Raw genomic sequence first — 14,915 nt, 5'->3', positions numbered from 1 at the left:
TGCGACGCGGGGTAGCGGCCTGCGTCAGAGTCCTGGGGCGAATAACTGTCTATCCTTCACCGGGCTGTCATGAATCAGGGATGGGCCGATGCCTAAGAAGCTGGTGCTGGTGGCGCTCGTTGCGCTGCTGCTGGGGGGCGGGCTGTGGTGGTACCTGCAGTCCCGCGAAAGTGATGACAAACGCCTGGTGCTCTACGGCAACGTGGACATCCGTCAGGTGTCGCTGGCCTTCACCGGCAGCGAGCGCATCGCGAAGATGAATGTCGAGGAAGGCGACGTGGTGAAAGCCGGCGACGTGCTGGCCAGCCTGGACACCCGCGCCCTGCGCCTGCAGATCGACAAGGCCCGGGCACAGATTGCCGCCCAGGAGCAGAACCTGCTGCGCCTGAAGAACGGCTCGCGCCCCGAGGACATCGACCGGGCGAAAGCCCAGGACAAGGCCGCTCGCGCCCAGCTCGACCTTGCCAACACCCAGTTGCGCCGGCTGCAGAGCATCCGCGCCAACAGCCCCGGCGGCCGCGCCGTCAGCCAGCAGGACATCGACAGCGCCACCTCGCAGCAGAAGGTCGCCCAGGCCGAGCTGGAAGACCGGCAGAAGTCCCTGCGCCTGGCGCAGATCGGCCCGCGCGCGGAAGACATCGCCCAGGCCGACGCCCAGCTCGCCGCCGCCCGTGCGGACGTGGCGCTGCTGCAGCACAACCTCGATGAAGCCGACCTCAAGGCGCCGCAGAACGCCACCGTGCGCTCGCGCCTGCTGGAGCCCGGCGACATGGCCTCGCCGCAGCGCCCGGTGTACTCCCTGGCGCTGACCGATCCGAAGTGGATTCGCGCCTACGTCAGCGAAACCAACCTGGGCCGCATCAAGCCCGGCATGAAAACCCAGGTGTTCACCGACAGCCACCCGGACCAGGCCATCGACGGCCATATCGGCTTCATTTCCTCGGTGGCCGAGTTCACCCCGAAATCGGTGCAGACCGAGGAGCTGCGCACCAGCCTCGTCTACGAGGTGCGCGTGCTGGTGGCCGACCCGGACAACCGCCTGCGCCTGGGCATGCCGGCCACGGTGCGCTTCGCCGACGAGCCGCGCTGATGTCTGACGCTCCAGTAATTCGCGCCGAGGGCCTAGCCAAGCACTTTCTGGTGAAAGAGTCGGGCAAGACCGTGCAGGCGCTCAAGGACATCAGCCTGGACATCCCGCGCGGCCAGCTCACCGCGCTGGTGGGCCCGGACGGCGCCGGCAAGACCACCTTCCTGCGTCTGGTCGCCGGACTGCTGCAGGCCGACGCCGGCACGCTCACGGTGCTGGACGTGGACGTCCACGCCCACCCGCAGCAGGTGCAGGACCGTATCAGCTACATGCCGCAGCGCTTCGGCCTCTACGAGGACCTGAGCGTGCAGGAGAACCTCGACCTCTACGCCGACCTCCACGGCGTGCCGCACAAGGAGCGCCAGGAGCGCTACCAGCGCCTGCTGGAGATGACCGACCTGGCACGTTTCACCGATCGCCCGGCGGGCAAGCTCTCCGGCGGCATGAAACAGAAGCTGGGCCTGGCCTGCACCCTGGTGCGTTCGCCGGACCTGCTGCTGCTCGACGAGCCCACCGTCGGCGTCGATCCGCTGTCGCGCCGCGAGCTGTGGGAGATCATCCAGCAGCTGATCGAGCAGGAGCAGCTCAGCGTGCTGGTCTCCACCTCCTACATGGACGAAGCCGAGCGCTGCGCCGAAGTCTTCCTGCTGCACCAGGGCCAGCTGATGGCCAAGGGCGACCCGGCGTCGATCCGCGAACACGCCGACAACCTCTGTTTCATCGCCACTCCGCCCGCCGACGAGCCCGCGCGCACCCTGCAGGCGCGGCTGCTGGACGACCACCAGAACATCGTCGACGCGGTGCCGCAGTCCGGCGAGGTGCGTTTCATCCGTCAGTCGGACGCCGACCAGGGCAAGCTCGAGCAGATGCTCGACGGCGCACCGGTACGCCAGGTGGACGCGCGCCTGGAAGACGGCTTCATGTTCCTCCTGCGCGCCCGCAGCGATGCCGAAGCCGTCGACATGGAATCCCTGAAAGCCGGTACTCACCGTCATGACGACAGCAACGAAGCAGTGATCGAAGTGAAGGACCTGGTGCGCAAGTTCGGCGACTTCACCGCCGTCGCCAGCACCAGCTTCAGCGTGCGCCGCGGGGAAATCTTCGGCCTGCTCGGGCCCAACGGCGCCGGCAAGACCACCACCTTCCGCATGCTCTGCGGGCTGCTGCCGGCCACCAGCGGCACGCTGCAGGTGGCCGGGGTCAACCTGCGCCACGCGCGGGCCCAGGCGCGGCGCAAAGTCGGCTACGTGTCGCAGAAGTTCTCCCTCTACGGCAACCTCTCGGTCGCCGAGAACCTGCGCTTTTTCGGCGGCGCCTATGGCCTGGGCGGCAAGCGCCTGAGCCAGCGGATGGACGCGGTGTCCCGGCAGTTCGACCTCAGCGGCCAGGAGGACTCGCCCAGCGGCCAGCTTCCCGGCGGTTTCAAGCAACGCCTGGCGATGGCGGTCGGCCTGCTCCACGAGCCGGAAATCCTCTTTCTCGACGAACCCACCAGCGGCGCCGACCCCCTCGCCCGCCGGGGCTTCTGGCAGCGCATCACGGCGCTGGCGGCCTCCGGCACCACCATCATCATCACCACCCACTTCATGGAAGAGGCCGAGTACTGCGACCGCATCGTCATCCAGGATGCCGGCAAGCTGCTGGCCATGGGCACCCCGCAGGAAGTCCGCGAGCAGGCCGGCGGCAAGGGCAGTACGCTGAACATGGAGCAGGCTTTTATCGAAATCGTGGAAAGCAACCGCCATCCGGCCAAGGCGGGCGCGGCATGAGCGCCGGCGGTTTCTGGCGGCGCCTCGCCTCGCTGACCCGCAAGGAAGTGCGGCAGCTGGTGCGCGACCGCAGCAACCTGCTGATCGGCATCGGCCTGCCCATCGCGCTGATCCTGATCTTCGGCTACGGCCTGTCGCTGGACGTGAAGCGCGCCATCGTCGCCATCGTCCTCGACGACCCGTCCCCCGTGGCCCGCGACGTGGCTGCCGGGATCAGCCACACCGAGTACCTGGAGCCTCACCTGGTGCGCTCCTTCGCCGAAGGCGAGGCGCTGATGAAGGCGCGCGAGGTGGACGCGCTGGTGCAGTTCCCTGCCGATTTCACCCGCCGCCTGAACGACGGCAACGCGCAGGTCCAGGTACTCGTGCAGGGCTCGGATGCCACCCGCGCCGCCAGCGTCTCCACCTACGTCAGCAGCGCCCTGGCCGGCTATGGCGAGAAGCAGGCCGACCGCAGCGCCGGCAGCACGGCCCAATCCACGGATCAGCGCGGCGCGGTCACCATCGTCCAGCGCATGTGGTTCAACGCCGCCAACACCAGCACCTGGTACCTGGTGCCGGGGCTGATCGTGCTGATCATGACCCTGGTCGGCGCCTTTCTCACCGCGCTGGTGATGGCTCGCGAATGGGAGCGCGGCACGCTGGAGGCGCTGTTCGTCACGCCGGTGCGGCCGGTGGAAATCCTCCTGGCGAAGATCATCCCCTGCTTCGGCATCGGCATGATCGGCCTCGCCTTGTGCCTGCTTGCCGCGCGCTTCCTGTTCGACGTGCCGATCTACGGCTCCTTCGTCGTGCTGGTGATCGCCTCGATGCTCTACATGCTGGTGGCGCTGGGCATCGGCCTGCTGATCTCGGCGGTGACCAAGAACCAGTTCCTCGCCAGCCAGATCGCCCTGCTCGCCAGCTTCCTGCCGGCGATGATGCTCTCGGGCTTCATCTTCGACCTGCGCAACGTGCCCACCGCGATCCGGGTGATCGGCAACCTGCTGCCGGCGACCTACTTCATGGAGCTGGTGAAATCCCTGTTCCTGGCCGGCGACTTCTGGCCGATGATCCTCAAGAACTGCGCCATCCTCGCCGCCTACGCCGTCGCCCTGCTGGGCCTGGCGCGGATGGTGACGCGCAAGCGGCTGGACTGAATCCCATGGAATTTCTCTGGCGCATCCTCAACCTGTGGCGCAAGGAACTGCTGGTGATCCTCAAGGACCCGGCCAACCGCATCGTGCTGGTGGCGCCGGTGCTGATGCAGAGCGTGCTGTTCGGCTACGCGGTGACCTTCGACCTCAACGATGCGCCCTACGCCATCCTCGACCTGAGCCACAGCGAATCCTCCACCCGCCTCGCCTCGCGCCTGGACGGCAGCGGTATCTTCCACCGGGTGGCGACGCTGACCCGCGTGGAGGAAATCCAGACGGTGATCGACGAGCAGAAGGCCCTGCTGGTGATCCATATCCCGTCGGACTTCCAGACCCGCCTGGCGCAGGGCGACCCGGCGCCGATCCAGGTCATCCTCGACGGGCGCAACTCCAACACCGCCGGCTCCGCAGCTGCCGGGCTGGCCGTGGTGGTCGGGCAGTTCAACCAGGAACAGGGCCTGGCCTCGGCGCCCATCAGCGTGGTCAGCCGCTCCTGGTACAACCCCAACCTGGAGACCCGCTGGCCGCTGATCCCGGCGCTGATCGCCACCCTGAGCATGATGCAGACGCTGATGCTCACCGCGCTCTCGGTGGCCCGCGAACGCGAACAGGGCACCTTCGACCAGTTGCTGGTGACGCCCTACACGCCGCTGGAGATCATGCTCGGCAAGGCCATTCCGCCCCTGCTGATCGGTATGCTGCAGGCCACACTGGTGCTGCTGATGGCGCTGTTCTGGTTCCGAATACCCATGGCCGGTTCGCTGTTCAACCTCTACGCCGGGCTGGCGGTATTCACCATCGCCTGTGTCGGGCTGGGCATGTCGATCAGCGCGGTGTCGCTGAACATGCAGCAGGCAATGCTCTACACCTTCGTGCTGATCATGCCGCTGACGCTGCTCTCCGGCCTCGCCACGCCGGTGCGCAACATGCCCGAATTCCTGCAGGTGGTGACCTACGCCAACCCGCTGCGCTTCGGCATCGACCTGATCCAGCGCGTCTACCTCGAAGGCGCGACCCTGGCCGATGTCTGGCACAACCTGATTCCCATGCTGGTGGTGGCCGCCGTCACCCTGCCGCTCGCCTCGTGGCTGTTCCGCCACCGGCTTGCGTAGTCGATCACTGGAGATGGCCCCGCGATGCAATACCCTCACCCGGAACCCCACTTCAGAAGCCGCCACCCATGAGTGAAACCAGCCAGTTCATCGTCTTCGCCGTCACCCAGCTCGCCCTGCCGTTCGGGCTGGGCTACCTGTACTGCCGCCGCAAGGGCATCCCGACCGACACCTGGCGAGCCGGAGGCATCTACCTGATCGCCCTGTCGCTGGCGATGCTGTTCTTCATCGGCCTGCTCGGTCTGCCGACCCATGTGAAAAACGTCGGCATGGTCAGCAACCGCTCCATGGGCCTGACGCTGGGCCTCGTCGGTATTGCCGCAGGCCTGCTGCTGGGCTACGTCGCACGGCGTTTCGAGGGCTCGTCCGATGACTAGCGCCCAGCGAATCTGAAAAGGTGCAATTCTGAAAAGGTGCCATCGATGAACCGCACGTCTCGCCTCGTCTCCCTCGCCCTGCTCGGCACAGGCCTCGCCGGCTGCGCCGTCGGCCCCGACTACGAAGCGCCGCGAACCCAGGCGCCGGCCAGCTGGCAGGCCGCGCACTCGGGCGACGCGCAGTTGCACCCCGCCCAGGGCGATGTCCACCTCAGCGAAGACTGGTGGACGCTGTTCAACGACCCGGTGCTGAACAACCTGCAACGCCGCGCCGACAAGGCCAGCCCCGACCTCAACAGCGCCGTGCTGCGCTTCGCCCAGAGCCGCATGCAGCGGCAAATGGTGGCGGCCCAGCGTGGCGTGGATGTCAACGCTTCCGGCGGCGTGACCCGCCAGCGCATGAGCGAGAACGGCGCCAACGCACTGATGATCCAGCGCATCGCCCCCGGCGCCAGCAGCGACGAGATCAGCAAGGTGCTGGCGCAGCCCTTCACCCTTTATCAGGCCGGTTTCGACGCCTCCTGGGAGCCCGACCTGTGGGGCCGCGTGAGCCGCTCCATCGAAGCCGCCGATGCCAGCGTGGCGGCGCAGCAGGCGATGTTCGAGGAAACCCGCCTGGGCGTCTCGGCGGAGCTGGCCCGCGCCTACTTCGAGCTGCGCGGCGTGCAGCAGCAGATCGTCGTGGCCAACCAGGACATTGTCGCCACCGAGCAATCCCTGCAGCTGATCCAGGTGCGCGCCGACGGCGGCCTGGTGGACGACTTCGACGTCGAACGCCAGCGCGGCCAGCTCGCCGACCTGCGCTCCAGCCTGCCACAGCTGCACGCCAGCGAGAGCGCGGCGATCAACCAGATCGGCGTGCTGATCGGCGCCGAGCCCGGCAGCCTGCGCGATGACCTGAAGCCCGTCGCGCAGACCACTGCGCAAACGCCCGACCTGAGCCTCGGCCTGCCGTCGGAAGTGGCCCGCCGTCGCCCGGATATCCGCGCCGCCGAGGCCCAGCTGCACGCCGCCACCGCCAACATCGGCGTGGCCGTGGCCGATCTCTACCCGTCCATCCGCCTGGGCGCGAGCTTCGGCTACGAGTCCGCCGACGACGGCAAGTTCAGCGACTGGGGCAGCCGCACCTGGAGCGTCGGCCCGAGCCTGTCGCTGCCGATCTTCGACAACGGCCGGCGGCGCTCGCAGATCAACCTGCGCAAGCTGGAGCAGCAGGAAGCGGCGGTGTCCTACCAGCAGACCGTGCTCAAGGCCTGGCAGGAAGTGGACGATGCCCTCAACCACTACGGCGCCGAGCGCCAGCGCAACCAGCGCCTGCAGGAGAAGCTGCACAGCAGCGACGTCGCCTATGGCATGGCCAAGGCGCGCTATGCCGGCGGCATGACCGACTTCCTGGTGGAGCTGGATGCCCAGCGCGCGTTCCTGCAGTCGCGCCGCGATGTGGTGGACAGCGATACCCAGCTGCGCCTGACGCTGATCGCCCTGTGCAAGGCGCTCGGCGGCGGCACGCCGGCGCCGGAGGCCAGCGCCAGCCGCTGAGGTCAGTTCTGCTGTGCGGTGACCTTGCCGTCGCGCAGGTCCTTGGCGACCCGGCGCTGCATCTCGTAGGCCGGTGCCTCCACGGCATCGAAGTCCTCGGAGTAGCGCGTGGCAAAGCCCTGCACGCCCCACTCCTGGTACTGCTTCACGTGCCACAGTTCGTGGGCCCAGAGGGCAACGTCATTCTGCGCGTCGTCCTCGCTGCGGAAGACGATCACGTCCACCAGGGTGACCGCCTCGGTGTCAGGGTTCTGCATGATCGCCTGGGCAGCGTTCAGCTCGTCCAGCGCACCGGTGGAATAGCGCGCGGCCATCAGCACGTCGTCAGAGAAGTACGGCTGCAACTGGGCGCGGATCTCCAGCGGGATCGGCTCGGTGCCGCCCTGCGCCGCCTGCTCGCGGGACTGCTGCAGCCACACGCCCAGCGCCTGGGCGGCCATCTTGCGGGTATCCGACAGCACCGGGCCGAGCACTGCGCCCAGGTCCGGCAGGCAGGTGCAGGTATCCAGGCAGACCTGGCGCTGCCCCGGCGGGCAGGTCGCGGCAAGGGCATCGACGGACGCGGCCAACCCGGCGAGCAGCGCCAGGGCGCGCAGGAAGCGGGTTGCAAGGGGGGACGGCATGAAAAGACTCCGCTACAGCGTGGAGAAAGACATGGTGCTCAGACCATGGCGCGGCGCGATCATGCCATGCCGCCAGCAAAAAAGAGCGCTGGCGCGACGTATGAAACTTCTGATAGCTTCTGAGCCATGAATGCCGCCAACCGCACCTTCCAGCAGATTATTACCACCATCGCTCCGATGGTGGGTTAGCGCATTCCGCGAACAACCAAACCCGCCTCCCGGCGGGTTTTTTAATGCCCGCCGTCCGAGGCTCCCGATCGAGGAGACACTGATGGACCAGGCACCTTCCCCCGCTCTTTCCCCGGAGCTGCACCCCCTGCAAGCGCTCATCCAGGCCGCCGACGAAGCCATCGGTCGCGAGGACTTCGACGCGCTGCTCGGGTTTTACACCGAAGACGCCCTGCTGGTGGTCAAGCCCGGCCTGCTGGCACGCGGCAAGGCGCAGATCCGCCAGGCCTTCGTCGCCATCGCCGAGCACTTCGGGCACAAGCTGCGGGTGCGCCAGGGGCGCCTGGAAATCCTCGAAACCGGCGACACCGCGCTCGTTGTCGCGCAAACCCTGCTGGATACCAGTCACGGCAAGCTGAGCCGCCGCGCCAGCTACGTGTTCCGCCGCGAAGCCGACGGCGCCTGGCGTTGCGCGGTCGACAACTCCTACGGCACCGACCTGCTGGAGGCCACCACATGAATACACAGACAGGCACCCTGCACCTGCTGTGCGGCAAGGCGGCGTCGGGCAAATCCTGCCTCGCCCGCGAACTGGCCGAGGCACCGGGCACCGTGATGCTAGCCGAGGAGCAGTGGCTGGCCGAGCTGTTCCCCTGGGGCATCAGCAACCCCGACGACTACCAGCTCTACGCCCGCCGCGTGCGCAAGGTCATGGGCCCGCACGTGGTCGGCCTGCTCCGCGCCGGCACCAGCGTGGTGCTGGACATCCCCGCCAACACCCTGGCCGACCGCCGCTGGCTGATCGACCTGGCGCAGCAGGCCGGTGCGGCGCACTGCCTGCATTTCCTCGACGTCGACCCGGCCACCTGCCGCAGCCGCCTGCTGGCGCGCCACGCCATCGCCCCGCTGGCTGCGCCGCTGGACCCGGCCGGCTACGAGGCGCTCAACCGCTACTTCGTCGCCCCGCGCCCGGAGGAAAAACTGCAGGTGCAGCGCCATGGCGCCTGAGCGCGTAGAATCGCCGCCCCGATTTGCCCCAATCGCCTGAATTCAGAAAGACCGGATAGATGAACACCGAAGCCATCGCCACCCTGCGCGAGCAACTGCTCACCGCCCTGAACCCCGCCCCTGCGGAAACCCGCCGCCTGTTCCACGGCCGCGGCCGCCGCTGGCCGGGGCTGGAGCAGGTCACCGCCGACTGGCTGGAAGGCGTGCTGCTGGTGTCGCTGTTCCGCGAGCCCGCCGAAGACGAGCTGAGCGCGCTGCGGGCGATGCTGGTGGAGCTGGCGCAAGGCGATGTCTGGCGCGCTACCGGCGCCCGCAGCCTGATGCTGCAGCACCGCTACACCCTGGAAAGCACCATGGAAGTGCTCCACGGCGAAGCCTTCGACGGCTGGCAGATCAGCGAACACGGCCTGCGCTACCAGCTGGACCTGGGCCGCAAGCAGAACAACGGCCTGTTCCTCGACATGCGCTACGGCCGCCAGTGGGTGCAGGCCAACTCCGCCGGGTTGCGCGTGCTCAACCTGTTCGCCTACACCTGCGGCTTCTCCGTGGCGGCGATGGCCGGCGGCGCGCAGAAGGTGGTCAACCTCGACATGGCCCGTGCCGCCCTCAGTCGTGGCCGCGACAACCACCGCCTGAACGGCCACGACCTGTCGAAGGTGAGCTTCCTCGACCACGACCTGTTCAAGTCCTGGGGCAAGGTGAAGAAATCCGGCCCGTACGACCTGATCATCATCGACCCGCCGAGCTTCCAGAAAGGCAGCTTCGTCCTCGACAAGGATTACGCCCGCGTCCTGCGCCGCCTGCCGGAACTGCTGGACGGCGCCGGCACCGTGCTGGCCTGCGTCAACGACCCAGGTATCGGCGTGGACTTCCTGCTCCGTGGCATGGCCGCCGAGGCGCCTCAGCTGCGCTTCATCGAACGCCTGGAAAACCCGCCGGAGTTCGCCGACATCGAGGAAGACAGCGGCCTCAAGGCGCTGGTGTTCCGGTTGGACTGATCCACCACTTCACCACGCCTGGCATTGAACGGCGGATAACCGTGAACGGTTATTCGCCCTACGAACGAGCGCTCCGACTGAATCACCCGTAGGGCGCATAACGCCTACAGCGTTATCCGCCGCCCTACCGCAAACCCGGCGTCCACTGTAGGAGCGAGCTCCTACAGAAAAGCCCAACTTCTCCCGATGAAAGGCCGTGCCAACCCTTGCGGCCAGGCCCCCATCACGCCATCCTTGCCACTGTATGTAAAACCAGTGCCAACCGATGTCCGTGCCGCTCGACCCCAGCCTCTACTACCTGACCAACTTCCACCGCGCCCTCGACTGGATCGACGAACGCTACGCCGACCTGCTTGACGCCGAGGAAGCCCGGTTCATCGCCGATTTCCGCGCGCTGCCGCTGCCGTCGCGGGCGCTGCTGGTGCGGCTGGTGATGCGCAAGGGGCCGCACTTTCGCGCCGGCAAGCTGAGCTACGCGGAGATCGGCGACATCCCCAACGCCGCCGCGCCGCTGCTGGAACTGGGCTGGCTGGACGATGCCTACCCTCTCGCGCTGGAAGAGTTGCTGCCACTGCTGCTCAAGGACGAACTGCTCGCGCGCTTCCGCGCTGACCTGCCGCGCGGCGCGCTGAAGAAGGCCGAGCTGTACGAGCACCTGCACGCCTACCACGAGCAGGTACAACCCTTCGCCGGCTGGTACCCGGAGCTCGACCACCTCTACACGCTGATGGCAACGCCGTTGTGCGATCGCCTGCGTCTGCTGTTCTTCGGCAACCTGCAGCAGGACTGGTCCGAATTCGTCCTTGCCGACCTCGGCATCTTCCGTTACGAAACAGTCCCTTTCACTGCCGACTCCCGAGCCTTCCGCCGCCGCGATGACCTTGAGGCCTACATCCACCTGTGGAACGGCGCGGTGCGCTTCGAAACCGGCGAACCCATCGCCGAGCTGCTGGCCGAACTGGGTGACTTCCACAGCGACAACAGCTATCTGCAAGCCCGCCACGACCGTCTGCTGTACCGCATGGCCTACCAGCTGGAGCGCGAAGGTGAGCTGGACGCCGCACTGGCGCTTTACCAACGCACCACCGCCGGGGGCTCGCGGCAGCGGCAGATTCGCGTGCTGGAACGCCTGCAACGCTTCGAGGAAGCCCATGCGCTGGTGCAAGCCGCCCTGGCCGCGCCGGAAAGCGACGGCGAGCTGCAGTTGGTCGAACGTGCGCTGACCCGGCTGATCCGCCAGCTCGGGCTGCCGAAGGAAAAAGTCGCCAAGGCTGCGCCGCCGCTGCGCATCGACCTGGAGCTGGCGCGCCCGGACGTCAACGTCGAATTCGCCGTGCAGGCCGTGCTTCACGAAGACGAAGCGCCGGTGTACTACGTGGAGAACGCGCTGATCTGCAGCCTGTTCGGCCTGCTCTGCTGGGAGGTGATCTTCGCCCCGCTGCCCGGCGCCTTCTTCCACCCCTTCCAGGTCGGGCCCAGCGATCTCAACCGCAGCGACTTCGTCAGCCGCCGCGCGGAAGCCTTCGCCGCACGCCTGGCGTTGCTGGACAGCGATGCGTACCTGAAGGCGATCCGCGAAACCTGGGCCGCCAAGACCGGCATCCTCTCGCCCTTCGTACACTGGGAGCTGCTCGACGAAAACCTGCTGGAGCAGGCCCTGCACTGCCTGCCGGCGGCGCACCTGAAGCTGTGGTTCGAGCGCCTGCTGGCCGACCCGAAGGCCAACCGCGCCGGCATGCCCGACCTGATCCAGTTCTGGCCCGCCGAGGCGCGCTACCGGATGATCGAGGTGAAAGGCCCCGGTGACCGCCTGCAGGACAACCAGAAGCGCTGGCTGGCCTTCTGCGCCGAGCACGGCATGCCAGTGGAAGTCTGCTACGTGCGCTGGCAGGGCGCGGCGGACGAAGCCGAATGAGCTACGCCATCGCCGTGCGCGCGCTCTGCGAATTCACCGCCAAGGAAGGTGACCTCGACCTGCGCTTCACCCCCGCCCCCACCGCCCAGGAAGGCATGGCCGGCCACGCTACGGTGGTCTCTCGGCGTGGCCTGGGCTACATCGCCGAACTGCCGCTGCGCGGCGAATACCCGGGGCTGGTGGTCAGCGGCCGCGCCGACGGCTACGACCCGAACGAAAACCTGCTGGAAGAGATCAAGACCCACCGCGGCGACGTCGCGCGCATCCCACAGAACCACCGGCTGCTGCACTGGGCGCAGGTGAAGGTATACGGCTGGCTGCTGTGCCAGACCCTGGAGATCGACGCCATCGATCTCGCCGTCGTCTACTTCAACGTCATCACCCAGAAGGAAACCGAGTTCCGCGAGCGCTTCGCCGCCGCCGAGCTGCGCGCCTTCTTCGAGCTGCAATGCCAGCGCTTCGTGCAATGGGCCGAGCAGGAAAGCGCCCACCGCGTCGAGCGCGACCAGGGGTTGGAGACGCTGCGCTTCCCCTACGCCGATTTCCGCCAGGGCCAGCGCATGCTCGCCGAATCGGTGTACCGCGCCGCCCGCGACGGCCAGACGCTGATGGCGCAGGCCACCACCGGCATCGGCAAGACTCTCGGCACGCTGTTCCCGCAGCTCAAGGCCTTCCCCGGCCAGCAGCTGGACCGCCTGTTCTTCCTCACCGCCAAGACCCCCGGCCGGCGCCTGGCGCTGGACGCCCTGGCGACCCTGCGCCAGCAGGAGGCCGCCCAGCCGCTGCGGGTGCTCGAGCACGTCGCCCGCGACAAGGCCTGCGAGCACCCGGACAAGGCCTGCCACGGCGAATCCTGCCCGCTGGCCAAGGGGTTCTACGACCGCCTGCCCGCCGCCCGCGAGGCCGCGCTCAAGCAGTGCTGGCTGACCCAGGAGGCGGTGCGCAAGGTGGCGCTGGAGCACCAGGTCTGCCCCTACTACCTGAGCCAGGAACTGTGCCGCTGGTCCGACGTGGTGGTGGGCGACTACAACTACTACTTCGACATGACCGCCCTGCTCTATGGCCTCACCGTGCTCAACGACTGGAAGGTCACCCTGCTGGTGGACGAGGCGCACAACCTCATCGAGCGCGGCCGCGGCATGTACAGCGCCGAGCTGGACCAGGGCGAGTTCAACGCCCTGCGCAAGGTCGCCCCGGCCAAGCTGAAGAGCGCGCTGGAGCGCGTCGGTCGGCACTGGAACCAGCTGCACCAGGACCAGGACGCGGAGTACCAGATCTACCCGACCATCCCCGACCTGTTCATCGCCGCGTTGCAGAAGGCCGTCAGCGCCATCACCGACCACCTCACCGACCAGCCCACCGGCAACGAGGCCGAGCTGCTGCGCTTCTATCTCGACGCCATGCTGTTCTGCCGGCTGGCCGAAGCCTACGGGCCGCACTCGCTGTTCGACATCACCCGCCACGACGTCAGCGCGCGCCGCGTGCTCTCAACCCTGTGCCTGCGCAACGTGGTGCCGGCGCCCTTCCTCGCCGAGCGCTTCAAGGTGGCCCACAGCACCACGCTGTTCTCCGCCACCCTGACCCCGGCGCACTACTACGCCGACCTGCTCGGCCTGCCCGAAGACACCGGCTGGCGAGAGGTCGAGTCGCCCTTCCACGCGCAGCAGCTGGAAGTCCATGCGCTGAGCAACCTGTCCACCCGCTACCAGCACCGCGAGGCCAGCCTCACACCGATCAGCACGCTGATGGCCCGCCAGTTCCGCGCGCGCCCCGGCAACTACCTGGCCTTCTTCAGCAGCTACGCCTACCTGCAGCAGGCGCTGGACCGTTTCACCGCCGAGCACCCGGACATCCCGCACTGGGCGCAGTCGCGCAGCATGAACGAACTGGAGCGCCAGGCCTTCCTCGACCGCTTCACCACCAGCTCGCGCGGCATCGGCTTCGCCGTGCTCGGCGGCGCCTTCGGCGAGGGCATCGACCTGCCGGGCGACCGTCTCATCGGCGCATTCATCGCCACGCTGGGCCTGCCGCAGGTGAACGAGGTCAACGAGGAGATCAAGCAGCGCATGCAGGGGATGTTCGGCGACGGTTACGACTACACCTACCTGTTCCCCGGCTTGCAGAAAGTCGTTCAGGCGGCGGGCCGGGTGATCCGCACGCCGACGGATTCGGGGGTGATCTACCTGCTCGACGACCGCTTCAACCAGCCGGCGGTGCGGCGGTTGCTGCCAGGGTGGTGGAAGCCGGAGCGACTGAAGTTCATCGCCGATCCACCTCGGTTCAAGGCGCCGCAGGGGTATCTGCTGCTATAAACCGTTGGGTGGCGCTCTTTGTGCTCCGCCGTGATGCAGGCACGAGCGTAAACTTGGGTCGCGGGCATGGCCCGCTCCTACAGTGAGCCACCCAACGTCCGTCAGTCCAACCGCCATTGACGGCGCCTTCCCACCGGATAAACTGTATATCCATACAGCATTATCCGAGTCATCCCATGCCCCGCCACGCCAGTTCCCTCCCCCGGCCCTCTCGCCGGGCGCATGACCGTCGCCGTTCGCCGGCCGGGAGGCCGTGATGGGCAGCGTGGTCGCACTCGACACCCTGTTCCACCAGCGGCAGGTCTGGAAGGGCCAACCGCAAGGCCTGCCGCCCAGCCAACAGCCCACCGGCCATGCGCTGCTGGACGCTGCCCTGCCCAGCGGCGGCTGGCCGGAAGCGGCGCTCAGCGAAATCCTCCTGGCTGCCGAAGGCACCGGCGAACTGCAACTGGTCTGGCCGACCCTCGCGCGACTCAGTGCAGCGGGCGAGCGCATCGTGCTGGTCGCACCACCCCACATTCCCTACCCGGCCGCCTGGCAGGCCGCCGGCGTCGCGCTGGAGCAGCTCGCCATCATCCAGGCGCGCGGGCGCGATGCGCTCTGGGCCGCCGAACAGTGCCTGCGCTCGGGCAGCTGTGGTGCCGTGCTGTGCTGGCCGCAGCAGGCCGACGACCGCGCCCTGCGCCGCCTGCAGGTGGCCGCCGAAACCGGGCAGACCCTGGCCATCGCCTACCGCTCGCAGCGCGAAGCGCTCAACCCCTCGCCCGCCGCGTTGCGCCTGGCGCTGGACGCCAACCCGGCGCAGCTGCGCGTGCTCAAGTGCCGGGGTGGCCTGGCGCCGGCGCGGCCCATCCCGCTGCCCTGGCACTGA

Annotated in this window: 13 protein-coding genes; 12 read left to right on the top strand and 1 reads right to left on the bottom strand. The window is 67.9% G+C overall.

Translation table 11 applies throughout. The annotated features are described in order from the left end of the window. Positions 1-88: 88 nt before the first annotated feature. The 6 genes from IB261_RS12500 (at position 89) to IB261_RS12475 (ending at position 7,020) form a co-directional block, all read left to right on the top strand. Positions 89-1,090: an HlyD family secretion protein gene (locus tag IB261_RS12500; protein ID WP_151186761.1), complete on the top strand. Its 1,002-nt coding sequence runs from the start codon at positions 89-91 to the stop codon at positions 1,088-1,090. After that, on the top strand, positions 1,090-2,856 hold the full coding sequence (locus IB261_RS12495; RefSeq protein ID WP_192382951.1) for an ATP-binding cassette domain-containing protein: 1,767 nt from the start codon (positions 1,090-1,092) through the stop codon (positions 2,854-2,856). The genes IB261_RS12500 and IB261_RS12495 overlap by 1 nt, the downstream gene beginning before the upstream one ends. Next, positions 2,853-3,995 (top strand): ABC transporter permease, encoded by a 1,143-nt coding sequence (locus IB261_RS12490; protein ID WP_192382952.1) that lies wholly within the window; start codon positions 2,853-2,855, stop codon positions 3,993-3,995. The genes IB261_RS12495 and IB261_RS12490 overlap by 4 nt, the downstream gene beginning before the upstream one ends. 5 nt (positions 3,996-4,000) lie before the next feature. Further along, positions 4,001-5,104, top strand: a complete 1,104-nt coding sequence (locus IB261_RS12485) for an ABC transporter permease (RefSeq protein ID WP_081516834.1) — start codon at positions 4,001-4,003, stop codon at positions 5,102-5,104. 68 nt (positions 5,105-5,172) lie between these two features. Beyond that, positions 5,173-5,481 carry a hypothetical protein gene (locus IB261_RS12480; RefSeq protein WP_192223148.1) on the top strand — a complete coding sequence of 103 codons (309 nt, stop codon included), beginning with the start codon at positions 5,173-5,175 and terminating at the stop codon, positions 5,479-5,481. Positions 5,482-5,526: 45 nt separating this feature from the next. Continuing rightward, entirely contained in the window at positions 5,527-7,020 is a 1,494-nt protein-coding gene (locus tag IB261_RS12475) for an efflux transporter outer membrane subunit (RefSeq protein WP_192382953.1), read from the top strand. 2 nt (positions 7,021-7,022) lie between these two features. On the opposite strand, the gene IB261_RS12470 is transcribed toward IB261_RS12475, so the two are convergent. Beyond that, the gene (locus IB261_RS12470; RefSeq protein ID WP_192382954.1) at positions 7,023-7,643 is read right to left on the bottom strand and encodes an eCIS core domain-containing protein; all 621 of its coding nucleotides are present in this window, start codon (positions 7,641-7,643) and stop codon (positions 7,023-7,025) included. A 271-nt stretch (positions 7,644-7,914) separates the two neighbouring features. Between IB261_RS12470 and IB261_RS12465 the strand changes: the two genes are divergently transcribed. From IB261_RS12465 to imuA, 6 genes are all read left to right on the top strand, one after another. Next, positions 7,915-8,331: a YybH family protein gene (locus IB261_RS12465; protein ID WP_192382955.1), complete on the top strand. Its 417-nt coding sequence runs from the start codon at positions 7,915-7,917 to the stop codon at positions 8,329-8,331. Further along, on the top strand, positions 8,328-8,819 hold the full coding sequence (locus IB261_RS12460; protein WP_081516829.1) for a P-loop nucleotide/nucleoside kinase family protein: 492 nt from the start codon (positions 8,328-8,330) through the stop codon (positions 8,817-8,819). Before IB261_RS12465 ends, IB261_RS12460 begins: the two co-directional genes overlap by 4 nt. Before the next feature lie 59 nt (positions 8,820-8,878). Further along, positions 8,879-9,817: a class I SAM-dependent methyltransferase gene (locus tag IB261_RS12455; protein WP_192382956.1), complete on the top strand. Its 939-nt coding sequence runs from the start codon at positions 8,879-8,881 to the stop codon at positions 9,815-9,817. Positions 9,818-10,082: 265 nt separating this feature from the next. Beyond that, positions 10,083-11,732 (top strand): VRR-NUC domain-containing protein, encoded by a 1,650-nt coding sequence (locus tag IB261_RS12450; protein ID WP_192382957.1) that lies wholly within the window; start codon positions 10,083-10,085, stop codon positions 11,730-11,732. Further along, on the top strand, positions 11,729-14,044 hold the full coding sequence (locus IB261_RS12445) for an ATP-dependent DNA helicase (protein WP_192382958.1): 2,316 nt from the start codon (positions 11,729-11,731) through the stop codon (positions 14,042-14,044). The genes IB261_RS12450 and IB261_RS12445 overlap by 4 nt, the downstream gene beginning before the upstream one ends. Before the next feature lie 256 nt (positions 14,045-14,300). Further along, positions 14,301-14,915, top strand: coding sequence for a translesion DNA synthesis-associated protein ImuA (imuA, locus tag IB261_RS12440; RefSeq protein ID WP_192382959.1), 615 nt, complete (start codon positions 14,301-14,303; stop codon positions 14,913-14,915).

Origin of the sequence: Pseudomonas sp. PDM20 (genome assembly GCF_014852575.3) — a bacterium.
Lineage (GTDB): Bacteria > Pseudomonadota > Gammaproteobacteria > Pseudomonadales > Pseudomonadaceae > Pseudomonas.
This window is presented reverse-complemented; position numbering and strand designations above follow the sequence as displayed.

Coding starts and splice junctions, on each gene's coding strand:
- IB261_RS12500 (WP_151186761.1), top strand. CDS start 89: ATGCCTAAGAAGCTGGTGCTGGTGGCGCTCGTTGCGCTGCTGCTGGGG.
- IB261_RS12495 (WP_192382951.1), top strand. CDS start 1,090: ATGTCTGACGCTCCAGTAATTCGCGCCGAGGGCCTAGCCAAGCACTTT.
- IB261_RS12490 (WP_192382952.1), top strand. CDS start 2,853: ATGAGCGCCGGCGGTTTCTGGCGGCGCCTCGCCTCGCTGACCCGCAAG.
- IB261_RS12485 (WP_081516834.1), top strand. CDS start 4,001: ATGGAATTTCTCTGGCGCATCCTCAACCTGTGGCGCAAGGAACTGCTG.
- IB261_RS12480 (WP_192223148.1), top strand. CDS start 5,173: ATGAGTGAAACCAGCCAGTTCATCGTCTTCGCCGTCACCCAGCTCGCC.
- IB261_RS12475 (WP_192382953.1), top strand. CDS start 5,527: ATGAACCGCACGTCTCGCCTCGTCTCCCTCGCCCTGCTCGGCACAGGC.
- IB261_RS12470 (WP_192382954.1), bottom strand. CDS start 7,643: ATGCCGTCCCCCCTTGCAACCCGCTTCCTGCGCGCCCTGGCGCTGCTC.
- IB261_RS12465 (WP_192382955.1), top strand. CDS start 7,915: ATGGACCAGGCACCTTCCCCCGCTCTTTCCCCGGAGCTGCACCCCCTG.
- IB261_RS12460 (WP_081516829.1), top strand. CDS start 8,328: ATGAATACACAGACAGGCACCCTGCACCTGCTGTGCGGCAAGGCGGCG.
- IB261_RS12455 (WP_192382956.1), top strand. CDS start 8,879: ATGAACACCGAAGCCATCGCCACCCTGCGCGAGCAACTGCTCACCGCC.
- IB261_RS12450 (WP_192382957.1), top strand. CDS start 10,083: ATGTCCGTGCCGCTCGACCCCAGCCTCTACTACCTGACCAACTTCCAC.
- IB261_RS12445 (WP_192382958.1), top strand. CDS start 11,729: ATGAGCTACGCCATCGCCGTGCGCGCGCTCTGCGAATTCACCGCCAAG.
- imuA (WP_192382959.1), top strand. CDS start 14,301: ATGGGCAGCGTGGTCGCACTCGACACCCTGTTCCACCAGCGGCAGGTC.